General features: G+C 45.6%; 19 protein-coding genes and 1 pseudogene. 8 read left to right on the top strand and 12 right to left on the bottom strand.

Annotated elements, in window-relative coordinates:
- Positions 1-77: 77 nt before the first annotated feature.
- From JAO78_RS09065 to JAO78_RS09045, 5 genes are all read right to left on the bottom strand, one after another.
- Complete coding sequence (locus JAO78_RS09065) at positions 78-497, bottom strand: hypothetical protein (RefSeq protein ID WP_226751027.1); 420 nt, start codon at positions 495-497, stop codon at positions 78-80.
- Entirely contained in the window at positions 494-2,962 is a 2,469-nt protein-coding gene (locus JAO78_RS09060; RefSeq protein ID WP_226751026.1) for a tetratricopeptide repeat protein, read from the bottom strand. The genes JAO78_RS09065 and JAO78_RS09060 overlap by 4 nt, the downstream gene beginning before the upstream one ends.
- Before the next feature lie 106 nt (positions 2,963-3,068).
- A complete protein-coding gene (locus JAO78_RS09055; RefSeq protein WP_226751025.1) occupies positions 3,069-3,284 on the bottom strand; it encodes a TIGR02450 family Trp-rich protein in 216 nt (71 codons plus the stop codon).
- A gap of 44 nt (positions 3,285-3,328) precedes the next feature.
- On the bottom strand, positions 3,329-3,652 hold the full coding sequence (locus tag JAO78_RS09050) for a hypothetical protein (RefSeq protein WP_226751024.1): 324 nt from the start codon (positions 3,650-3,652) through the stop codon (positions 3,329-3,331).
- Positions 3,653-3,718: 66 nt separating this feature from the next.
- A complete protein-coding gene (locus tag JAO78_RS09045) occupies positions 3,719-4,705 on the bottom strand; it encodes an alpha/beta fold hydrolase (protein ID WP_226751023.1) in 987 nt (328 codons plus the stop codon).
- Positions 4,706-4,974: 269 nt separating this feature from the next.
- Between JAO78_RS09045 and JAO78_RS09040 the strand changes: the two genes are divergently transcribed.
- From JAO78_RS09040 to JAO78_RS09030, 3 genes are all read left to right on the top strand, one after another.
- Entirely contained in the window at positions 4,975-5,223 is a 249-nt protein-coding gene (locus JAO78_RS09040) for a DUF3297 family protein (RefSeq protein ID WP_226751022.1), read from the top strand.
- Between the two features lie 199 nt (positions 5,224-5,422).
- Positions 5,423-6,205, top strand: a complete 783-nt coding sequence (gene folM, locus JAO78_RS09035) for a dihydromonapterin reductase (RefSeq protein ID WP_226751021.1) — start codon at positions 5,423-5,425, stop codon at positions 6,203-6,205.
- Positions 6,206-6,315: 110 nt separating this feature from the next.
- Entirely contained in the window at positions 6,316-6,951 is a 636-nt protein-coding gene (locus JAO78_RS09030; protein ID WP_226751020.1) for a GNAT family N-acetyltransferase, read from the top strand.
- A 127-nt stretch (positions 6,952-7,078) separates the two neighbouring features.
- Here the strand turns inward: JAO78_RS09030 and JAO78_RS09025 are convergent, their stop codons facing one another.
- Together JAO78_RS09025 and JAO78_RS09020 are read right to left on the bottom strand one after the other, a co-directional pair.
- Entirely contained in the window at positions 7,079-8,233 is a 1,155-nt protein-coding gene (locus JAO78_RS09025; protein ID WP_226751019.1) for an iron-containing alcohol dehydrogenase, read from the bottom strand.
- A gap of 52 nt (positions 8,234-8,285) precedes the next feature.
- A complete protein-coding gene (locus tag JAO78_RS09020; protein WP_226751018.1) occupies positions 8,286-9,125 on the bottom strand; it encodes a type 1 glutamine amidotransferase domain-containing protein in 840 nt (279 codons plus the stop codon).
- 134 nt (positions 9,126-9,259) lie between these two features.
- On the opposite strand from JAO78_RS09020, the gene JAO78_RS09015 reads away from it, so the two are divergent.
- Complete coding sequence (locus tag JAO78_RS09015) at positions 9,260-10,174, top strand: LysR family transcriptional regulator (RefSeq protein ID WP_226751017.1); 915 nt, start codon at positions 9,260-9,262, stop codon at positions 10,172-10,174.
- A 46-nt stretch (positions 10,175-10,220) separates the two neighbouring features.
- On the opposite strand, the gene JAO78_RS09010 is transcribed toward JAO78_RS09015, so the two are convergent.
- Entirely contained in the window at positions 10,221-12,608 is a 2,388-nt protein-coding gene (locus JAO78_RS09010; protein WP_226751016.1) for a zinc-dependent metalloprotease, read from the bottom strand.
- A 229-nt stretch (positions 12,609-12,837) separates the two neighbouring features.
- Here JAO78_RS09010 and JAO78_RS09005 point away from each other — a divergent pair, with 229 nt between their 5' ends.
- Positions 12,838-13,575 (top strand): substrate-binding periplasmic protein, encoded by a 738-nt coding sequence (locus JAO78_RS09005; RefSeq protein WP_226751015.1) that lies wholly within the window; start codon positions 12,838-12,840, stop codon positions 13,573-13,575.
- A 49-nt stretch (positions 13,576-13,624) separates the two neighbouring features.
- Here JAO78_RS09005 and JAO78_RS09000 read toward each other — a convergent pair whose 3' ends face one another.
- The 4 genes and pseudogenes from JAO78_RS09000 to JAO78_RS08985 form a co-directional block, all read right to left on the bottom strand.
- Positions 13,625-14,587 (bottom strand): GGDEF domain-containing protein, encoded by a 963-nt coding sequence (locus JAO78_RS09000; protein ID WP_226751014.1) that lies wholly within the window; start codon positions 14,585-14,587, stop codon positions 13,625-13,627.
- A gap of 94 nt (positions 14,588-14,681) precedes the next feature.
- Entirely contained in the window at positions 14,682-15,680 is a 999-nt protein-coding gene (locus JAO78_RS08995; RefSeq protein ID WP_226751013.1) for an SMP-30/gluconolactonase/LRE family protein, read from the bottom strand.
- A 127-nt stretch (positions 15,681-15,807) separates the two neighbouring features.
- Positions 15,808-16,074 (bottom strand): annotated as a pseudogene (locus tag JAO78_RS16855) (type II toxin-antitoxin system RelE/ParE family toxin); the annotation flags it as partial.
- A 22-nt stretch (positions 16,075-16,096) separates the two neighbouring features.
- Positions 16,097-16,351: a type II toxin-antitoxin system ParD family antitoxin gene (locus tag JAO78_RS08985; RefSeq protein ID WP_226751012.1), complete on the bottom strand. Its 255-nt coding sequence runs from the start codon at positions 16,349-16,351 to the stop codon at positions 16,097-16,099.
- Between the two features lie 244 nt (positions 16,352-16,595).
- Between JAO78_RS08985 and JAO78_RS08980 the strand changes: the two genes are divergently transcribed.
- From JAO78_RS08980 to JAO78_RS08970, 3 genes are all read left to right on the top strand, one after another.
- Positions 16,596-17,063, top strand: coding sequence for an Hsp20 family protein (locus JAO78_RS08980; RefSeq protein WP_226751271.1), 468 nt, complete (start codon positions 16,596-16,598; stop codon positions 17,061-17,063).
- Between the two features lie 316 nt (positions 17,064-17,379).
- Complete coding sequence (locus tag JAO78_RS08975) at positions 17,380-19,416, top strand: TonB-dependent siderophore receptor (protein WP_226751011.1); 2,037 nt, start codon at positions 17,380-17,382, stop codon at positions 19,414-19,416.
- 3 nt (positions 19,417-19,419) lie between these two features.
- A complete protein-coding gene (locus JAO78_RS08970; RefSeq protein ID WP_226751010.1) occupies positions 19,420-20,562 on the top strand; it encodes an acetyltransferase domain-containing protein in 1,143 nt (380 codons plus the stop codon).
- Positions 20,563-20,598: the final 36 nt, after the last annotated feature.

Genomic DNA, 20,598 nt, shown 5'->3' with positions numbered 1-20,598 from the left:
TAAGACATTAGGCCATAGTACAATTTGCTGCAGCAACTGGGCTGCAGCATAAAGCATTATAATGATGCCAAAACAGCTTACTTAATAATGATCCTAGGGTCAAAGTCTTCACAGCCTGCGACTTTGACACCGTAATCGTAATGCTGCACAGCGTCATTTTTGATGCGACATTTTAATTTACCCTGAGTATTCGACTCTAAATTACAATTTGGTTTAAAAGGGGAATCTCCATAAAAATAAATTTGATAGTCTTTTATGTCGGCACTTTGCCATTCAATATGCTTATCAGGTTTTATGCAAACACAGTTGGCGATACCTTCACATTGACCGCGCTGACCATTATTTTCTTTACAATTATCTTCACCGACAGGTTCAATGCCGACAATACAGTAACTGCCTGCAACTGGCATCGCTTCAATTTGTAACACCTGATCTTTATCCGCCGCAAACAACGAGTAGCTGCCGGTTAAAATCATGAACATCAGTAAGGTTTTCATCTATATATTCCTTCATGTTGATTAATCGATACTGCATTTCCAGAACGGCGAGAGGAGATCTCATGGGGAATTTTTGGATCAGCCGCCACCAAAGAGGCCGGATAACCGAAGTCGATCGCTTGCTGTAAATACGTTATGCCCTGTAAAGCACGCTGGCAGGTAAAGTTGGCGATGGCTAAATCATAAAAAACGTAAAAGTCAGTCAGGTTACTCACTAATAATTGCTGTTCAGTATCAAAAGCTTGCTCGCATTGCTGTAGCTCTGCCTGTAATCGGCTAATTTGCGATAATAGCGGCTGAGCTTGAGCATTAATCACCAAATTACCCTGCGCTAAGCTAAGCGCCCGCTGATACAGACCCAACGCTTCTTGTTGCCTATCCGCCTGCACATCAAGCACATCGGCTAGATTAGTCCAAATGGTGTAATCCGCTGGGCTCACGGCTAACGCTTGTCGATAGAACTGCTCGGCTTGCAGATAATCGCCCGCAAAATATAACGCCGTGCCAAGGTTAGAAAACGATAACGAGACGGGCGATAACTCCACCACTTGCTGCCAAACTGTTATCGCCTGCTGAAATTGCCCGCTCAAAAACCATGCCGCCGCAAGGCTATTTAGCACATCGGTACTGCCTGGTTTTAAGCGCGACGCTTGCTCAAAACGACGCGCAGCGGCAGCAAAATTGGCATTGTCATATAAAAACCGGCCGTAATGCATATAGTTTTGCCAATATCCTGGCTCTAATTCGATGGCTTGATTAAACAGCAACTCCGCTTCTTGTGACTGCTCTTTAGCACTTAACACTCTGGCCTTACCGGTAATAGCATCAACCCAGCGGCTATTAACGGCAAGCGCTTGCTCATATTGCGCGATAGCTTCTGGGTATTGACCACGCAACCGGTACAGCTCGCCTAAAGCAGAATACACTTCTGCTTGGTTAACCGCTAAACCCGCGGCATGTTGGCAAGCGGTATTGGCTAAATCGAACTCTTCGATATGTCGAGTCAGGGCATATTTATCTAAATGCACCTTACACAAGCTAGCTGAAGCCAATGCAAAATCAGCATCTTCCTTTAAGGCCTGTAATAACAGCTGTTCAGCCGTATCTAAACTGGCCAAATCATCATATTTTTTTAGCTGTTGCTGGGCTTGCATGTAGGCATCAAACGCTTTGAAGTTATTGGTTATTTGATAATCACGCCCAGTTAAACTAACGGACACTTGCGGCATCACTAGCACCAATGCATTTTGCACCTGTCGATGTAAATCGCGTTGTAATGTCGGTAAGGCTTGCTCTGGCTGAGCTAAACGTGTCGACCAGCGCTGCATGCCAGTGGCGGTTTCAACCAATGAAATCGCCAGCTGAAACTGTTCATCCACAATCTGCATACGCCCCTCTAGCACATACTCCACCCGCAATTGATCCGCTAATTGTTGATAGCTCAGATCCGTACTGATATTTTGCATTGCTCGATCGGCCAGCACCGGAAATTGATTTAATTGCGTTAAGGAATACACTAACTCATCACGGATCCCCGACAGCAGATAATCGGCTAATTTGCTGCCATGCTGCAGCTGAAACGGCAAAATAGCTAAGGAGTTTGCGATAGGCCCCAAAGCAACGGTTTGCTGCACAATAGCCGGGGCTTGCTGCACATCATCATCAATGGCCAGCTTTATTGAGCGACCTAACAACCACACTGCCGTAAACGACAACAATAAAAAACCTAAATCGACGGCTAATTGCCGCCGCCAAAACTGCCGTTGCTTTGGATTATTTGACAAAGCCATCCGTCTTTTGCGCTCGCGTAAGTCACCCACCCAGGTAATCAACAACACCACCGGAAAACCCACCAGCAAGACCAGTAAAGTCAGCTTCATGCCTGTCGCCGAGATATTCATTAGCGGAAAGGTGATGGCCATAACCTGAATAAATAACCAAACACTGACTAGAAACGCCACGCTTACACTAAACAGCCGACTGCCGCGAAATAGCGACATCAACCACGACCAATGCCGATTCACCACGACGGTTTGGCTTCGCCGCTCTATCAGTGGTGGCGCATTGGCTACGCTGGGAGTAGGTTGAGATTGCAGTGGCGTAAGCAAGCGATACCCACGCCGAGGTAGGGTTTGAATAAACACCGGGCATTCTTTATGATCCCCTAACACATGCCGGATCTCACTAATCGCATGGGTTAAATTTGCCTTAGGTGCATCGGCATCAGCCCAAACTGCCAACAATATCTGTTGTTGCGGTACGATTTCTTCAGCATGCAGCGCTAACTGTAACAACACTTCAAATGCTTTAGCGGATAAATGTCGGTACTCGCCATTGACCACCACAAACCCTTTCTCGGGCAGAACGGTGATATCACTTAAACAAAAACCCGCCTGTAACGTCTGAGCGGTAAGCTCGACATCGGGCGGGTTAGTTGTTATTAATAATTTATCCTGATTATCCACTACCATCACTGTTAACTAAATAAACGACAACTCATGGTCGCTTATTAATTAAATAAGTATGGCAAAGGTTGGCTTAATTACCAGCATCGTCAGCAAATGAAAGCGGCTACTTCCAGCCTTGTTGCCAAATCCGAATATCTTTTAACTCCTGCCATTGAATAGGCATTGAACGCTTCGACATCACCGCTTCTATCGTGCAAGCAAGCACATTCCCCTCTTCATCAAACTCGACTTCATTAACCATAAAATGTTTTTCTTTGTTTATCGGTTTTATTGCTGTCCATTTGCTCTTAAGCAATTTGTTCGGATTAATTTGATTCATTATTCACACCTTAAAGCCGGCTTATTTCAGCCAATGTTGTATGTTTACTTTGCTGATAAGACAGATTGACTTCTGAGTACTGTTGCTAAAAACAGCTCAAACGGTATCCATAGCAGCAAAGCAAAGCCTATTTGAATCAATAATGCTAAAGGATGATCAATAAAAAAGACTGGTTGATACAGCAAGATAATCAAGAGCAATAACGCCAAGTAAATAACGAGACACATGCTGACCAACAACCACGGAAAAGGCTTATAAACTAAGCCACTTTTACAGTGCGGACAGGCTATCCGTGTAGGGAGTGCCGCTTTCATTATGGCTAAAACGCCAATATCCTTGTTGCAAATGGGACAATGTTTACCGTCCAAAAGTAGCGCTCCTTTTGCATATCATCTGGCTTTAATGGCTGCGGCTTTAATTAACTATCAAAATGCTCATTCGAGCTTAGCAGATTGTCGTGTTACGGTCTGGTTTGCATCGGCCAAAAACTGCTTAAAAACAGTCACCGTACTGCTGGGATCTTCTTCCTGTGGCACATGACCCAACCTATTAAAACGCACCAATTGACTCCCAACAATATCCTGATGAAAGCGAACAGCCATAGCAGGTGGAATAAGACGATCACGGTCTCCCCAAATAATCAGTGTTGGCAATTTCAGATCCTTAATTCGGTTCACTAACGACTCGGTTTGAGTTTGCCGCAAACGCTGACTTAAAGCCTGACGATTACCCGCTCGGGTAGTAAGCTCGAAATAACGATCAATCAGTTCAGCTGTGACTAAGGCAGGATCACCATAAACATTCTTCACGCTACTTTCTATAACGCTACGCGGTAAAACCTGCTCCATCAGTTTGTTTAATAGAGGAATACGGGCAATCGTAAAGCCAATAGGTACAGATTGCGCTTGATTTGGATAACCAATGGCATCAACCAGCACCAGTTTTTTTATACGTTGTGGATACAGCACCGCCGTCGCCCAGGCCACATTACCCCCTAAAGAGTTGCCCGCGATCACCACTTGCTCTAGTTGCAACTCATCGAGTAGGGCTATAACAATTCGTGCATAGTTTTCAATACTATAGTTGTTATCAGCTGAAGGGCCAGTTAAACCAAAACCAGGTAAATCAAATCGAATGACACGACGCTCGTCTTTTAACGCATTCACCCAGCCATCCCAAGTGTGCAGCGAAGAACTGGTTCCATGTATCAGTACAATAGGGGTAGGATCGCCGCGAGGGCCCTCATCCCGCAGATGCAGTTGCATGCCAGCCACATCAACAAATTGAGACGGTGCTGGCGCCCAGCGCACTCGAAGTTGTTCGACGGAACGGTCAGGTTCACGATATAATGCCATGTATATCGCGATGCCGATAACCAGTACCAGACACAAAGCCCCCACTAACCTCATTAAAAGCCGCATACTTATCATCCACCATCAGGCCTTTGTTTACATCACTATGACAGATTCTTTCATTTAATCGACTGTCATACGAAAAAGGATGTTCTTGGAAGCATCAGTAGTGAAGTCAATCATTTAACATCCGTTATCACAACCATAACACAGACTTTGCGTCCTCTTTTTTATTCCCCACTTTTGGTAATGTGTAAGCTGTTTCTTACCAACACACTTGAGCGAGATCGCCGCTTTGCATACAATGGCGCCCACTTAATTTCAGACAGAGCACTGCTATGAACGATACGACCGCACGCCCAGACTTACCGGACCACCTTTCTGTTAATCCTCGCAGCCGTTTCTATGTTGAAGCTATTTTTGAACACGACATCGGTATTCGATTAAATGGCAAAGAGCGCTTTGATGTAGAAGAATATTGTATCAGCGAAGGTTGGGTAAAAGTGGCGGCAGGCAAGGCATTAGACCGTCGTGGCCAACCCCTATTAATGACCCTAAAAGGCACAGTTGAAGCCTTCTATCGTTAATGATTCACCATCAACTCAGCCGTGCAGCATAAGGTATTTTTTAAGCGGCTTAGACTGATGAAACCGTAGCAGGCGCTTCACTGCTACGGTTATTCAGCTCACTTCTTCGCGCTTCGTCAATTTCGCGGTTGTTTTAACAGCAAAACCCAACAATACTTTATCGCGTATAAGGCTTTTTAACGTCTTCAAAGGTTTTTTTATGCAAAGCAGCACCTTTCCTCAGGCTTCCTCAGATAAAGGCATTATTGTCATTACCGGTGCCGGCCAACGTGTCGGGTTATATTGTGCCAAGGCATTGCTTGAACATGGCTATCAACTGGTGGTGACTTACCGCAAAATGACAACGGGCATCCGTGAGCTGCAGCAAGCGGGCGCGCAGTGTATTGCTACCGATTTAAATGACTTAACCAGTATGGCCGCGTTTATTACAGCACTGGCGCCCTATCCTGCAATCCGAGCGGTGATTCATAATGCTTCGAGCTGGCAAGCAGATCGCCCGCAAGCCGCAACAGCTCAGCCGCAAGATATACTGAGCCAGTTACAGCAGGACGCAGAGGTTTTTGATACGATGCAGCATATTCATGCGCGTGCCGCTTATTTGTTAAATCGAGCCCTGTTGCCCCAATTACTCGCCAGTACAGAGACTGCCGATATTATTCATTTAACCGACTTTGTTGCCAGTGTCGGTAGCAGCAAACATCAAGCCTATGCTGCCTCTAAGGCTGCATTGGAAAACTTAACGCTATCACTATCACGTAAGTTAGCGCCTAAGGTGAAAGTGAATTCGATTGCCCCAGCGCTATTGATGTTTAACGAGCACGATGATGCGGCTTATCGCGAAAAAGCACTGAAAAAATCCTTAATGGGCATTGCCCCTGGCCCAGATGAAGTATTACAAAGCGTGCTTTACCTGCTGAATAGCCGTTACATTACGGGGCGTTGCTTAGCACTGGATGGCGGCCGTCATTTGCAATTACCTTAACTTTCGCGGCATTAATACTGCCACACCTCGTATTAAGGCATTGCCACATTTACCTGCTCAGTTAGCTTTGCTAGCATTAGGCACACTTTATTCACTGAAATAATGGTCTTATGGCTAGCAAACTTATCACCACTTGGTATTTACAGTATCAAGGCCCTACCCTGTCACTACCCGACTGGCCAACCGACTGTTTGCTGATGGAAGCCCGTCGACCGAGCCCAGAGCTCAGCCAATTTTTATTTCACGCCGTAGGTACGCCTTGGCACTGGTTTAGCCGCTTAAGCTGGGATTATCAGCAATGGCTGGATCATGTTGCAAATGAACATGTTCGCACCTGGGTGCTGTATCTAGATGGCAGTATTGCCGGTTTTGTCGAGCTGAACTTACACCCAAGTACACCCAGTGCGGTGACTGGCTCAACAGAGGCCAAGCAATGCAGTGTCGAATTAAAGTTTTTTGGTTTATTACCCGCATTCACCGGCCAAGGCTTAGGCCCTAAATTAAGCCAAGCCGCTATTGCCTTAGCCCAGCAGTGGTTACAAGCGCATCACAATACAGAAAAACCGAATATCTGGGTACATACCTGCTCGGACGATCATCCTGCAGCCTTAGCGACTTATCAGCGAGCAGGCTTTGTTGAATATCATCGCGAACAAGAAGCGGCAACGATACCTGTGGATTATGCAGAAGCAGCGTTATGCCGACCTTATGTCCACTCGCGCTTGGCGCAATTTCAAAAGCCTTAGCGCTTACCAGAAAATAACTGCCCGCATACGGTTGAAATTTTACCTTTGGCTTGGTAAGCGAGAGGCTTATAAATAAAAAACAGCGGCTTTAACCGCTGTTTTTATTGGGTAAGTTAAATTAGCAGTATTACAGCGCCAGCGTAAGGATCTGCCGTGCTTTAGCTAAATCGATATCGCCATGCTCGCCTAACGCCGTCATGCCATTACGCTCGAGGTTAGCAACTAATTTATCAATATCCGCTTCGGCTAAGTTGTAATCGCTTAAACGTGTTTTAACACCCATGTTTTCAAAGAAGTCTTGCGTCGCTTTGATGGTTAAATCAATCACTTCATCTTCTGAGCTAGTGTTGATGTTAAACACGCGCCGACCAAACTGCAGCAATTTTTGACGTTTCTTCTCGCGCTGCACATACATCAGTGTGGGTAACACCACCGCCAAAGTTTGTGCATGATCCAGGCCGAATAACGCCGTTAATTCGTGACCAATCATATGTGTTGCCCAATCTTGTGGCACGCCTTTACCAATTAAACCGTTTAACGCCATAGTCGCCGACCACATCACGTTGGCACGCACATCGTAATCATCGGGTGTGGCTAAGGCTTTTGGCCCTTCGCTAATTAAGGTTTGTAAAATACCCTCGGCAAAACGATCTTGCAGCGGCGCATTGACTGGATAAGTAAGATACTGTTCAATCACATGCACAAAGGCATCCACTACACCATTACTCACCTGCTTGACCGGTAACGACAGCGTATACACCGGATCTAACACCGCAAAGGTTGGCTGCACGAGATCAGAGGCAAAGGCACGTTTTTGCGCAGTGGCTTTGTTGGTGACAACCGAATTACCGTTACTCTCAGAGCCCGTCGCGGGTAAGGTTAATACGGCACCAATGGGTAAGGCCTGTGCAAAGGCCGCGCCTTTGGCCAGAATATCCCACGGTTCGCCTTTAAAGTGGGCCGCTGCAGCAATAAACTTAGCGCCGTCAATCACACTACCGCCGCCCACAGCTAAAATAAAGTTAATGTTTTTGGCTCGCACTAACTCCACGGCTTGCATTAAGGTTTCTAGGGTCGGGTTGGGTTCAACGCCGGCAAATTCATGAAAATTTACGCCATCGAGTAACGCTATCACGTCATCATAAACGCCGTTGCGTTTAATCGAGCCACCGCCATATAAAAACAGCACCTTGGCATCTTGCGGTAAACGACTTTTCGCTTCTTTAATTTGGCCTTTACCAAATAAGATTTCTGTTTGATTTTTAAAATTAAAATTTAACATCATCACTCCAAAATAAAGGGAATACTGCTGGCTCGCTGGCCAGCAGTTAACATTACTCAGCGGCTAATTGCTTTAATACTTCGGCTGCAAGGGCTTTATCCGAAAAAGGGTTTTGCCCAGTAATCAGCTCGCGGTCTACCACCACATTCGATGTCCAATCTGCGGCATACTGCATATTGCCACCAGCCTGCTGCATGGCCTGGCCTGGGTAATACTGCAGCTTTTTACCGTTAAGTGAACCTTCAAATACCGCTTCTTCACTGTTCGAGAAAATGGTCATTTTGTAGCCGGCATAAATCCAGTCACTGGCTTTAGGGTTAGTTTGCTCAATTAAACCTTGCTGAAAAGCCATTGGGTTTTGTTGGGGTGCCAATAACGCTATCGGCCCATGACAAATGGCCGCAGTAGGCTTAGCGTTAGCATTAAAATGCGTGAGTATTTTGCCGACTTCAGGATTGTTAGCTAAATCAATTAAAGGCGCATGACCACCTGGAATAAACACCGCTTTATACTGCGCTAAACCACCGTCTAAAATTTCACGCAACGACAAGGTATCGTCGATGCCAGGGATCGCAGCAATAACCTCTTTGATACGCTGCATTTCAGCAGCACTGCCACCAAAATAGTCAGTGGTGACTGATTTTTGATCGACCACCGGTGCATTACCTTTTGGCGTAGCTAGCACCAACTCATAGCCGGCTTGAATAAAAGCATCAGCCGGTACGCCAAACTCATTTAAGTAATAACCAGTGCTAATGGTTTTACCCTCTTGCAGCTGCATTTCGCTTTCGCTTGATAACAACACCAAGATCTGACCTTTACTGTCTGATGCCATAACGCCTTGGCTAAATACGCTAACGAGTGCTACGGCAATTAAGCTTTGCTTGAACATAGTGACTCCTTTGGTTTAACAGGCCGACGTTACCGCGGCTGTGTTTTTAGTGAGTAAAGCTTAAAGGGTTTTACTTGTGGTTAGAACTCAGCTCTTTTACTATCAGCCATCATATTTCTGATGGCTAATAGCATATGTCGTATTTTGTGCAGTTACGCACCTTTGTTGAAGTGTATCGCTGCGGCACTATTACCAAGGCCGCCGCCAATTTAGGCTTATCACAACCGGCAGCCACTGCGCATATTCAAAGTATCGAATCTTGGGTGGGCTTTGCGTTGTTTGAGCGTAAAGCTCGCGGTGTTGAACCCACGGTAGCGGCCCATGATTTAGCACTGCAAGTGGCACGACACTTTGATGCCGTCGAGCAAAAGCTAGCGTCAGTGCGTAATCGTAATAGTGCCGTTTATGGCACCTTGAATATTGCCGGGCCGGCTGAATATATTAGCTATATTGCCGGTGCACAGTTTGCTAATTTACTGCAAGCGGGTGAAGTTAATTTAGTGGTACATGTGGGTAATAAAGATCGTATTTATCAGTTATTAGCTGAAGGTACCGCGGAATTGGCGATCACCGCTTCTACTCCCGATCCTGCCTTATATGATTATCAAATTATTGATAGCGAGCGTTTAATTTTAGTGACCAACCGCTTTAATGGTCAACAATTAGCCCAGCAAACCTTAAGTAGCGAACAGCTAAGACTGTATCCCGTGGTCAGTTACGACGAGACACTGCCATTGATCCGGCCGTATTTTAAAACCGTGTTTAATGACAGCTGTTTGTCACCGATCGCCGCTATTTGCCCCGATATTCGTGCCATAGCTGGCATTATAAAAGCCGGTATTGGTTATAGCGTTTTACCCGATTATTTGTGTAAAGAGGCGATAACAGCAGGGGAGTTGATGCAGCTAGGGCCAGAGGGGCCTGAGAATTTTATCTATTTAGTTTGGCGCAAGGGCGCACTAAAACATCCGCGGATCAGTTACGCCAAAGATATCTTGATGGCGTTCGCTAACATTAATAAATATGCCCATCAAAAAGCCAACAGTTAACCTAACCGCCGACAATCTAACGATTGCCGGCTTGCTGTTATAAACCTTAAATTGGCGAGCCTGGTGGCGCTTGTAAGGTTTTAACCTTATTGAGATCCGCTGCCGCATTACTTATTTGCCCCGCCATTTTTAATAATAATAAATGGTGCGCATCATTACCCAAAGCGAACTTTTCACTGAGCGCTTGCAGATGAAACAATAACTCTGCGCGCAACTCGGGGGCTAATTCTGCTGACTTAGCCAGCGCTAGTAACTGCTGCAAGTAACTGATTTGCATGCGTCGACTGAGCAAAGGTTGGGTTGCAATCGGCTGCTGAATTTGTTGCCAGGTAGCCGCTAAAACAGCACTGACACTGGGCACCTTGTTATCAAACTGATGTTGCCACTGCAGCCTAGCTAAACGCTGCTCATCCAATAAAATGGCGAAGCTTTGGTTAGCGGCCGCTTCGGCTAAAGATAGGGGATCAAAAATCAACCCCGTATAACCTTGTGGGCTCTCGCGGCTACTGCGATAACCATAAGCTTTAGGGGGAATTAATGCCTGGATCTGCGCACTTAACGCCAATTGTGCTGGCTCTAGGGTTTTCAATAATGCCGCTAACGCGCGTTGCTGTTCAGCACCCGACAACGGTTGATAATCTGGTGCCACATTCGCCGTTTTAACCTGATAGCTATATTGATAACCGCCGAGCCATTTCCCGACGGCTTCAGTTTGGTAGCGATGCGAAAAATACAGCGGCACTAGAATTTCCGCTAAATCAGAATAGGGGCGCTCAAACGCCAGGGTCGCGGCGCTAAAATTTGCCAAACCTTGCTGGCGTACCGCTAAAATACGCTCTAACTCGGTAACCGCATCGGCGCCACCGTCCCATAAACTCGAAAATGCATGTGCTTTGCTAATGCCATTACTGTCGGCATCAGACATAAACACAAAACCGGCATTATTAGACTCTGCAATAAAGGCTAAGCGAGCTGCGTCATCCGCAAAATCACCATAACCGTATTGCACAACCCGTTTATCCCAAGCCCCAATACCCGTGGCATAAGCATCGTTTAAGCTGATGCTTTGCTCAGGCGTTAAAGTAAATTTCGGATGCGGGTAATCCATTACCGAGGCACGGTCTTGGTTACTGGCAGCAAAGTTATGCGCAATGCCGAGCGTGTGGCCAATTTCGTGTGCCGATAATTGCCGAATACGCGCTAACGCCATCTCGGTTAGTTCATACGCCACGATGTCGGGCTCCGTAAAAGGTGACGTCATACCTTGCGCCAACAAATAATCTTGCCGCACCCGCAGCGAACCTAAAGTGACATGCCCTTTAATAATTTCGCCGGTACGTGGATCAATCACACTGCTACCATAAGACCAACCACGCGTCGCCCGATGCACCCATTGGATCATGTTATAACGCACATCCATCGGATCCGCGCCTTCAGGCATCATTTTTACCACAAACGCATCTTTGTATCCGGCCGCGGTAAAGGCCTCATTCCACCAGCGCGCGCCATCCAATAAGGCAGAGCGAATAGGTTCGGGTGTGCCCGCATCGAGGTAATAGACGATAGGCTCCACCGCTTCACTAAGTGCAGCCGAAGGGTCTTTTTTCGCTAAACGGTGGCGTGGGATCACACGCTGGGTAATAGGTTCATCAATAGGGGCAGCGTAATCTTCATAGTCAAAAGACCAAAAGCCGCTTTGTGGATGAAAGGTACGCGGGACAAAACCAGGTTCAGGCAGCGCAATAAAACTGTGATGTACGCGCACACTAATTTGGTAAGGATCAGGCGCCACTTGGCGCACAAAATTACCCGGATTATCGCCGGTAAAGGTTAAGGTGGCTTCAAGCTCAGTATTTCTTTCAAAGCTTTTCGTCCTTGGCCAATACAACGCCGAATGGCTTGGCGCTAAGGTAAAATCACCTTGACCGCGCGCTTTCAAAATACGTGCTACGCCATGGCTGTCGCTGACCACGAAATCGGTCGCATCGATCAGCACGCTTGTGGCATCACGCGCCACTACGCTAAAACTGCCAATAATGGCACTGGCAAAAGCCTCATCGACTGAACGTTGCTCTAAAGGGTTATTCGATTCGGCACGAAATTGCGTATTATGCTGGCGTAATAACATTTTGTCGCCAGCATCTTCAAAACTGACCAAGCGCGCGCCTAACTCCATCAATTGCCCGCGATCTAAACCAATATCATTTGAACCTAACCCCTGTGGCAAGCTGGAATAATAAAGATATTGCTGATCACTCGCCGGCACCTGCAAATAGACCTTACCCGCCTCTTTATCACGATATAGCTTAAATAAACCAGGTTCGACATCTAACCGCTGGCTATAGTCGGCTATGCTCTGCTTATCCGTGGATGGCTGACAACCACTAAGCAATAACAAAAAGACCAACCCACAAGCTACAAAAAACTTTTCCATCAACGCCATCCTTTCAATCATTCAAGCCTCTACCATAAAGGTTTTTACGCCATCTTGTATATGATTAAAAAGGAAAATTAGGAACATAAGTTGAATATGTAATCTACTAAGGTAAATCAACAGCAGCGACTTAAAAGCACAAATAAGCACGGTTTTAAGCAGTTTACTGCTGATATAACACTATTTATCAACTACACTCCAATGCAGAAAAACAATAAGATGGTGAAAAATGACCATCAGTAACTTAACGGTACCCAACATGCGCATCGTGCTAATCGGCTTTTTACTGTTAGCTTGGCCCTGCTTTGCGGCTCAGAAAACACTGAAAGTAGCCGTCAATATTGGCCCACCATGGGCCTTTCAGCCTGCAGGGCAAGAAGTCACCGGCATTGATGTTGAGATCTTACGGCATGTATTCCAGCAGATGGGCTATGCGACAGAGTTTCACTTATTAGGCTACAGCCGACTGATTAAAGACTTTAACGAGGGCAAATTTGATGTGGCCAGCCCAGCTGCTTTTGAATCTCAGCATGGTTTTTTGACAAAACCTTATTTACCTTATCAAGATGTCGCCATATCACGGGAAACTGAGCAGCACAACATTAACGCCATTAATGATTTAAAAGGAAAAAGAATCGTTACTTACCAGTTTGCTCATGCGGTGCTGGCGGATCAGTTAAGCCATGTTATTAAAGACACAAATTATTTAGAGGTCGCTGATCGGGAGTTACAATTAAGATTACTGGTAAATAACCGCACAGATGTAGTGATTGGCGAGCGCCGTTTATTAACACACATCTTCAAGCAGTATTACCCGCAAGAGAAATTCTCGATCCACCCAATCTTTGTAGCAAAATCCTATGGTGCGATTATTAAAGACAAACAGTTACAGCAGCAATTTGATCTAGAACTTGCCAAATTGATTGCGTCGGACAAGTATCAACAACTGCTGAAACAATGGCCTTAAAACAATCATCGCGACATAACACTTTATGCGATGCTAACCCCAAGGCTGCTTAACTAAAACAAACTTGATCACGACCATTTGTTTTAGCTTGATACATCATGTCGTCAGCACGTTGTAATAAACTTTGCGGCGTATCCGTGATTTGGCAGTCAATGACACCAATGCTAACAGTACAATTAGGCAAAGCCTGTTTTGTCGATTGCTGATTAAGTGCCAACCGGATCCGTTCAGCCAGTTCAACCGCAGGTTCAATGGCCGTGTCGGGCAGAATAATCAAAAACTCCTCACCACCAATTCGGCCAATAAAATCTATTTTTCTGATCTGCTGTTTAAAGCATTCAGCCGCGAATTTCAGCGTTTGATCTCCCGTTTGATGGCCATGCTCATCATTTATAGCTTTAAAATGATCAAGATCGAGCATCATGACACATAGCGTTGACTTTTGCCTCCGACAACGTAATAACTCAACATCAAGGATACGCATGATTTCTCGACGATTCGCTAACTCGGTTAGCTCATCCGTTGTAGCCAGCTTTTCTAATTGGGCGGTACGCTTTGCTACCTCTGACTCTAAATGCTGATTGGCCTGTGCTAATTTTTTTTCGGCAAGGGTTAAAGCAACGATTTTCTCTTCGAGATTGCGCTTACTCGGCATCGCTATCGCATAAGGCAATAAATGCCACAGCATAATGGCCGTTGCAATTGAGATCATGCCCGTTAATGTTTTCATAATGCCGTGAATATAGTAGTAACCATGCCAAACATTAACGATGCCCAAAAAATGAGTCGCACCGCAAAAAAATATAAAACAAGAAAACATCAACACGATCCAACTAAACTTTAAGTCATCACGCATTTTAACCAACCGAAGCAATGCCAAAGGGATCAGCATATAGGCTACAAAGGTCATCACATCGCCGCCGACATGCAAAATCAGTAAATCTGTACGCCATAGCAAACAATGACCGTGCGGCATAAAGCTACCGTTAAACAAGTCGTTGATAAATGTCATGTTGAACTCCAGTGCCTCACTACGTTATTCAGTTTAGCTAACAATCAATGTTTGTGGGGGAGTAACCTTAACCAAAATCAATTTCTGTGTTTAACTAGTGCAGTTTTAGCGCAATTCGTAATAAAAAATTGGTCGCAGTGATATATAACCAGCGGTTATCGGCACTTAATGCCACATTAGCAGCGGCGACACCGGTTTGAATAGTACCTAAATGTTCGCCATCAGGTGAAATCACCCATACGCCGCCTGGCCCAGTGGCCAATAGCACACCTGACGGTAATACTTTCAAACCATCGGGTAAGCCACGTTGTTGTTGCGCTTGTGCGGTGGCATCTAGGAATAGCTGACCTTCAGCCACACTGCCATCGGCTTGTAACGGATAACGCCACCACTGTGCGGCGGCGCGATCAGAGTTGGCTACATACAACCATTTTCCATCTGCGGAAAACGCTAAGCCATTGGGCCGAGTTAACTGCGTAACCAATAACGTCACTGTGCCATCGGGCGCCAGCCGATAAACACCATTTACAGGTTGCTGCTTGTCTGGCGAAGCGTCACCACCGGCTAAACCGTATGGCGGGTCAGTAAAATAGTAGGCTCCGCTACTGTGTTGTACGACATCATTCGGGCTGCTAAGTAGCTTATCGTTGTAACGCATCGCCAGTGTTTTATATTGCGGCGCGCCCTCTTGCATCCCAGTGAAAATAGCTAAACGGCGATCGCCATGCTGCGCAATCACCAGCTGCTTATCCGCATTAAAAATTAGACCATTAGCCCCCTGCTGCCGGTTATTCTCAGGATGTAAACCGGTGTAACCTGATGGCTGCAAAAACAATGTTAAGCCGGCTTGTTCGTTCCAGCGGTACACTTTATTTTCAGGCACATCAGAAAACAAAATATCGCCACTACCCGGCTCGGCAATCGGCCCTTCTGACCAGCTAAAGCCTTCGGCCAGAATTTCTAAAGTGGCATCTTTAGCAATTATCTCAACCAATTGTGGCTGTAGCATCAACACAGGCTTTTCTGGCAGTGGTGTGGTTTGTGCCAAAACCGCCGGCGTTAACAAGGCTAAAAAAAGCATTCGAAGTAGCATGGTAGATCCTGAAGATTAATCAGCTTGGCTAAGGCTAGCAGCTGATGAGGTAAACCACTACTAATACAGCAAATTTTCTAAACAATTTAAGAATAGTTTGCTTAAAACAGATTGGACTATTTATATATTATTCATCAAGCTGGCTGAGTATATCCATGCGCTGATGTAATACTCTAGCAACGTCAATGCCACCTTTGCAGGGCTTATAAAAAATGACATGCTTGCCTGAAGGAAAACTCCTTGTACCAGCGAATATGTCATCGCGCATCCGCCCTAAAGCAGGGTTATTGGCAAGCATAAGCTTTGTGTTATGCAAGTTTTCTGCATACAACCTTGCTTGCTGCTTACCCCAAGCGTCTATCGTTTTTGCTGCAATTTCTTTAATATCAGACTCAGCAAAAGAAGATAGCTTTTAACTAACCATTAATATCCCTACTGACTTCATCGAAAATATCCAAGGCATTGCGAGCGGAATGTTTCCCTGCTGATAATTGCTCAAAACCCCGAGTCACTTCTTGCCGTAAAATTTCAAGCTGCTGCTGCTTTGCGATATCCTTTTCAAACAATAATCTCAAACCATCTCTAATAACTTCACTGGCTGAAGTATATAAACCAGATGAAATTTTCTCATTGATACGTTTTTCAAATTCATGACCTAAGGTAACATTCATCACTAAATCCTCATTATGCATGCACGTTACGCTTATATTATGCGCACAACGCACGCATGACAAGTTAAGTGTTATGAAAAAGATCTGCAACATCGCTTGAAATCATACAAGCCGACCTTATTAAGTATTTAAGGTGGCCGGATACGGCACCTTTAATGAAACCGACAGCCGCTTTGCTGTTAACCCTAACGCCCGTTCAATTGAAGGGCAAAAAAACTACCTGTTTGCTGAAGAGGAATTGGTTATGACAACTATCGACCTAGCACCATTTTACCGTTCATTTATTGGCTTTGATCACTTAGCGAATTTAATGGATGCCGCAGCGCGCAATGAAAAGCAACCTGCCTACCCACCTTACAACATCGAAGTGACCGGCGAAGATCAGTACCGCATTACCATGGCAGTCGCGGGCTTCGACGAGCAAGAGATGAGTATTGAAACCGAACATAATACGTTACTGGTTAAAGGGCAAAAAGCCGGTAAAGACGAAGGCCGCCGCTTTGTGCATCAAGGCATTGCTGAACGTAACTTTGAGCGAAAATTTCAGTTATCCGATTACATTAAAGTGACCGGCGCCCACATGGCGCATGGCCTGCTGCATATCGAGCTAGTACGCGAAGTACCCGAAGCATTAAAGCCGCGTAAAATCAGTATCGGCAACAGCAGTAGCCAAGTGCAAAATGAGCTATTGAAAGCCCAAAACGTGGCTTAAACTAACTAAAGAATTGAAAAAGCCCTGGCTTATCAGGGCTTTTTGCTTTCTGTAAAAAAGATTTAAAGCGAAGCGCTTAAAACAAAAAACCGCCGATAAAGGCGGTTTCTTTAAATTTGAGCTTAGTCGTGATCACACGTCTTATTAAATTGCGAGCAACTTGCTGCTTCCCACTTATTTCCTTGCAGCTTATATGATATGTTATAACAAAACTTATTTACTGTTCTGACTTAATTTTGAGGCCTTCATGTTTGCTTTAAAGCGGTTCTTTTTACTACCACTGTTTATAACTACCAGCTTAACTCCAACTGTTGTCATGGCTGCGGCTAATAAAACAGCTAGTGATATTGAACATATCAGCGTTAATTATAAACAAGCTTACCGTGGTGATGTGCCTTTCCACTTACAAGCACAAGCCGTGGAAAGCTTGCATTTAGAAATGCTGCGAGATAATGGCATTACTCGCTTTCAGGATGCGCTCGATTTGGCAGGCAGTATTGCTCGGCAAAACAACGGTGGCGGCCTATGGGATAGCTTTTCCATACGGGGCTTTCCAGGTAATGAAAATATGCCCTCAGGCTACTTAGTCAATGGCTTTAATGCTGGCCGCGGTTTTAGTGGCAACCGCGATTTAGTTAATGTTGAGTATATTGAAATTATGAAAGGCCCAGGTTCAGCGCTATTTGGTCGCTCGGAACCCGGCGGTACCGTTAACATCGTGACTAAAAAGCCACAGCATGACACTGAAGGCTATGTCCAAGCTTCTGTCGGTAGTTTTGATCAGTACCGACTCGAAGGGGATTACACCACAGGGCTGAACGAGCAACTTGCGGTCCGTCTAAATGGCGCGGTACAACAATACGATAGCTTTCGAGATTTTGTATTTACCGATAAAACCGTGTTTACGCCTTCGGTGCGTTATGCCTTATCTGATAACACGGCGCTGTTGTATGAATTTGAATATCTTAAACAAGAACAGCTGTTTGATCGTGGCTATGTGGTGCTAAATAATGATTTAAAAACTCTACCGCGTTCGCGTTATTTAGGGGATCCCAGTGATGGTGCCACGGTAATTGACGCCACCGGTCATCAACTGAGCCTTGAATCTATTCTAGCCAATAATTGGTCTTTACTGGCGGGGTTGAGTTACCGCGAGTCCTCGTTAAAAGGCAATTCCTCCGATGCAGAGCTGGCTGGCGGCAGGCAAACGCTATATCGTGATGGCCGAACTCTGACTCGGCAGCGTCGGAATCGTGATTATCAATCGGATGATTTATCGATCCGAGCTGAAATCAGTGGCAATCTGACACTGTTTGGTAAAACACATCACCTGTTAGTAGGGGCAGACGCTTACGAGTACAGCCTATACACCTTATTAGGACGTTATCGTGGTCCAGCGGGTAGTTACAGTTTAGATATTTTTAACCCTGTCTATGGCGGCACCGCACCAGCTCCTACGCCACTGTATATTAATGACGAAGAGCAGTGGGGTTTTGGTGTCTTTGTACAGGATCAGATTCAGCTGGCCGCGCGTTGGCACTTATCAATGGGCGTACGTTTAGATCGCTACCGTTTGCAAATTACGGAACAACTCGCCAATAGTTTTAGCAAGCAGTTAGATAATAAATTAAGCCCACGCTTAGGTTTAGTTTATGCTTATAACGATGCTTTGACGTTTTATAGTAGCTATTCTGAAGGCTTTATTCCGCTAAGCGGCACCGACTTTAATCGTAACCCCTTTGCGCCAGAAGAAAGCGAATCGGTTGAGATCGGTGCCAAATACAGTGCAGGCAGCACTCAAGGCACCTTATCGCTATTCTCGGCAGAAAAATCTAATATCCTGACTTCAGATCCGATTAATGTGGGCTTTCAAGCCACCTTAGGGCGGGCACAGAGTCAGGGGATCGAATTTGAACTGCACCGCCATCTGACCGATAACCTCTATTTAGATTTATCCTATGCGGTGATGGATACCAAAACCGTTGGTGAAGTGATCAATCCAGATTGGGGTTCTTTAGTGCCCTCAGGTAGCCGTTTAGTCAATGTGCCGCGTCATCAAGGCACTGCGGTATTAACCACTGAAACCGTATTAGCCGGTAAAGCCAGCAAGTTTGGCCTAAAAGCCCGCTATATCGGTAGCCGGTTAGGCGACTCGGTTGAGCCTAGCTATCAATTGGCGGCGGTAAGCTTGTTTTCCGTTTTTATGCATATTGATCTGACTAACCAACTGCAAGCACAACTGAATATCGATAATATCTTCGATAAACATTATGTGCATAACTCTTACAATAGGTTATGGACGGTTCCTGGTGAGCCAGTCAATGCCAAACTGGCAATTCGGTACAATTTTTAAGTTATGGATCAGCAAATCACACAACGGATCCAGTCTATCGACATGTTACGTGGACTGGTGATCCTCATCATGCTGCTTGATCACGTGCGGGAGCGCTTCTTTTTGCATATGCAAGTGAGCGATCCGATGGATGCTAGCACCACCGATCCTGCGCTGTTTTTTAGTCGCTTCGCGGCACATTTTTGCGCACCGATCTTTGTATTTCTTACAGGGCTATCGGCTTGGCTTTACGCTCATCCTGCCAATGGCGCTCCTCGCTCTGCCAGTGCATTTTTAGTAAAGCGGGGCTTATTCCTGATCGCGTTGGAGTTTACCTTAATCACCTTCTCTTGGATGGGTAGTTACCAAACCATCTGGCTGCAGGTGATTTGGGTGATTGGCCTTAGCATGCTTGCACTGGCGGCCTTATTACATTTACCAAGACGTTGGCAACTGCTGGTCGGGTTAGCGCTGGTATTTGGGCATAATGCTTTAACGCCCATAACGTTTGCGCCCGATGAGTGGGGCTATAGTGTGTGGACCATACTGCATGATCGCAATATTTTACTGCAAACCGACAGCCTCACCATTAAGCTCAGCTACCCAGCTTTACCTTGGTTTGGAGTGATTTTGCTTGGTTACTTCGCAGGGCCTCTGTATGCCGTCAAGCAAGATCCTGAGCAAAGACGCACCCTGTTATTGTGGGGTGGCGTTTTCGCGTTAGCGCTGTTACTGGTGCTGCGAGGCTTTAATATTTATGGAGAAAGCCTGCCTTGGCAACCGCAAGCGACACTGCTGCAAAGTGCCATGTCTTTTTTAAACTTCACCAAGTATCCCGCGTCCTTACATTTCTTATTGGTGACGCTGGGCGCCATGTGTTTTCTATTGCGCTGGATGGAACAGTGGCAAAACAAATTGGGGCAGATCTTAATGGTGTTTGGCTCAGTACCGATGTTTTTTTACATCTTACATTTGTATGTGTTATTAGTGCTTTATTGCATCGCGATCTGGTTGTTTGGTGCTAATTATGGGCAATTATATGGCGTCGACCATATCAGTACTATTTGGATAATTAGTATCAGCCTATCAATAGCGCTGTATTGGCCCACACTATGGTTCAGTCGTTATAAGCACAACCATAAAAAACCTTGGCTTAGCTACTTATAACTAGGCGATAAGTCTTACTTGTCTGGATAAGTAGTT

This window comes from Alishewanella maricola (genome assembly GCF_016343785.1).
GTDB lineage: Bacteria > Pseudomonadota > Gammaproteobacteria > Enterobacterales > Alteromonadaceae > Alishewanella > Alishewanella maricola.
This window is presented reverse-complemented; position numbering and strand designations above follow the sequence as displayed.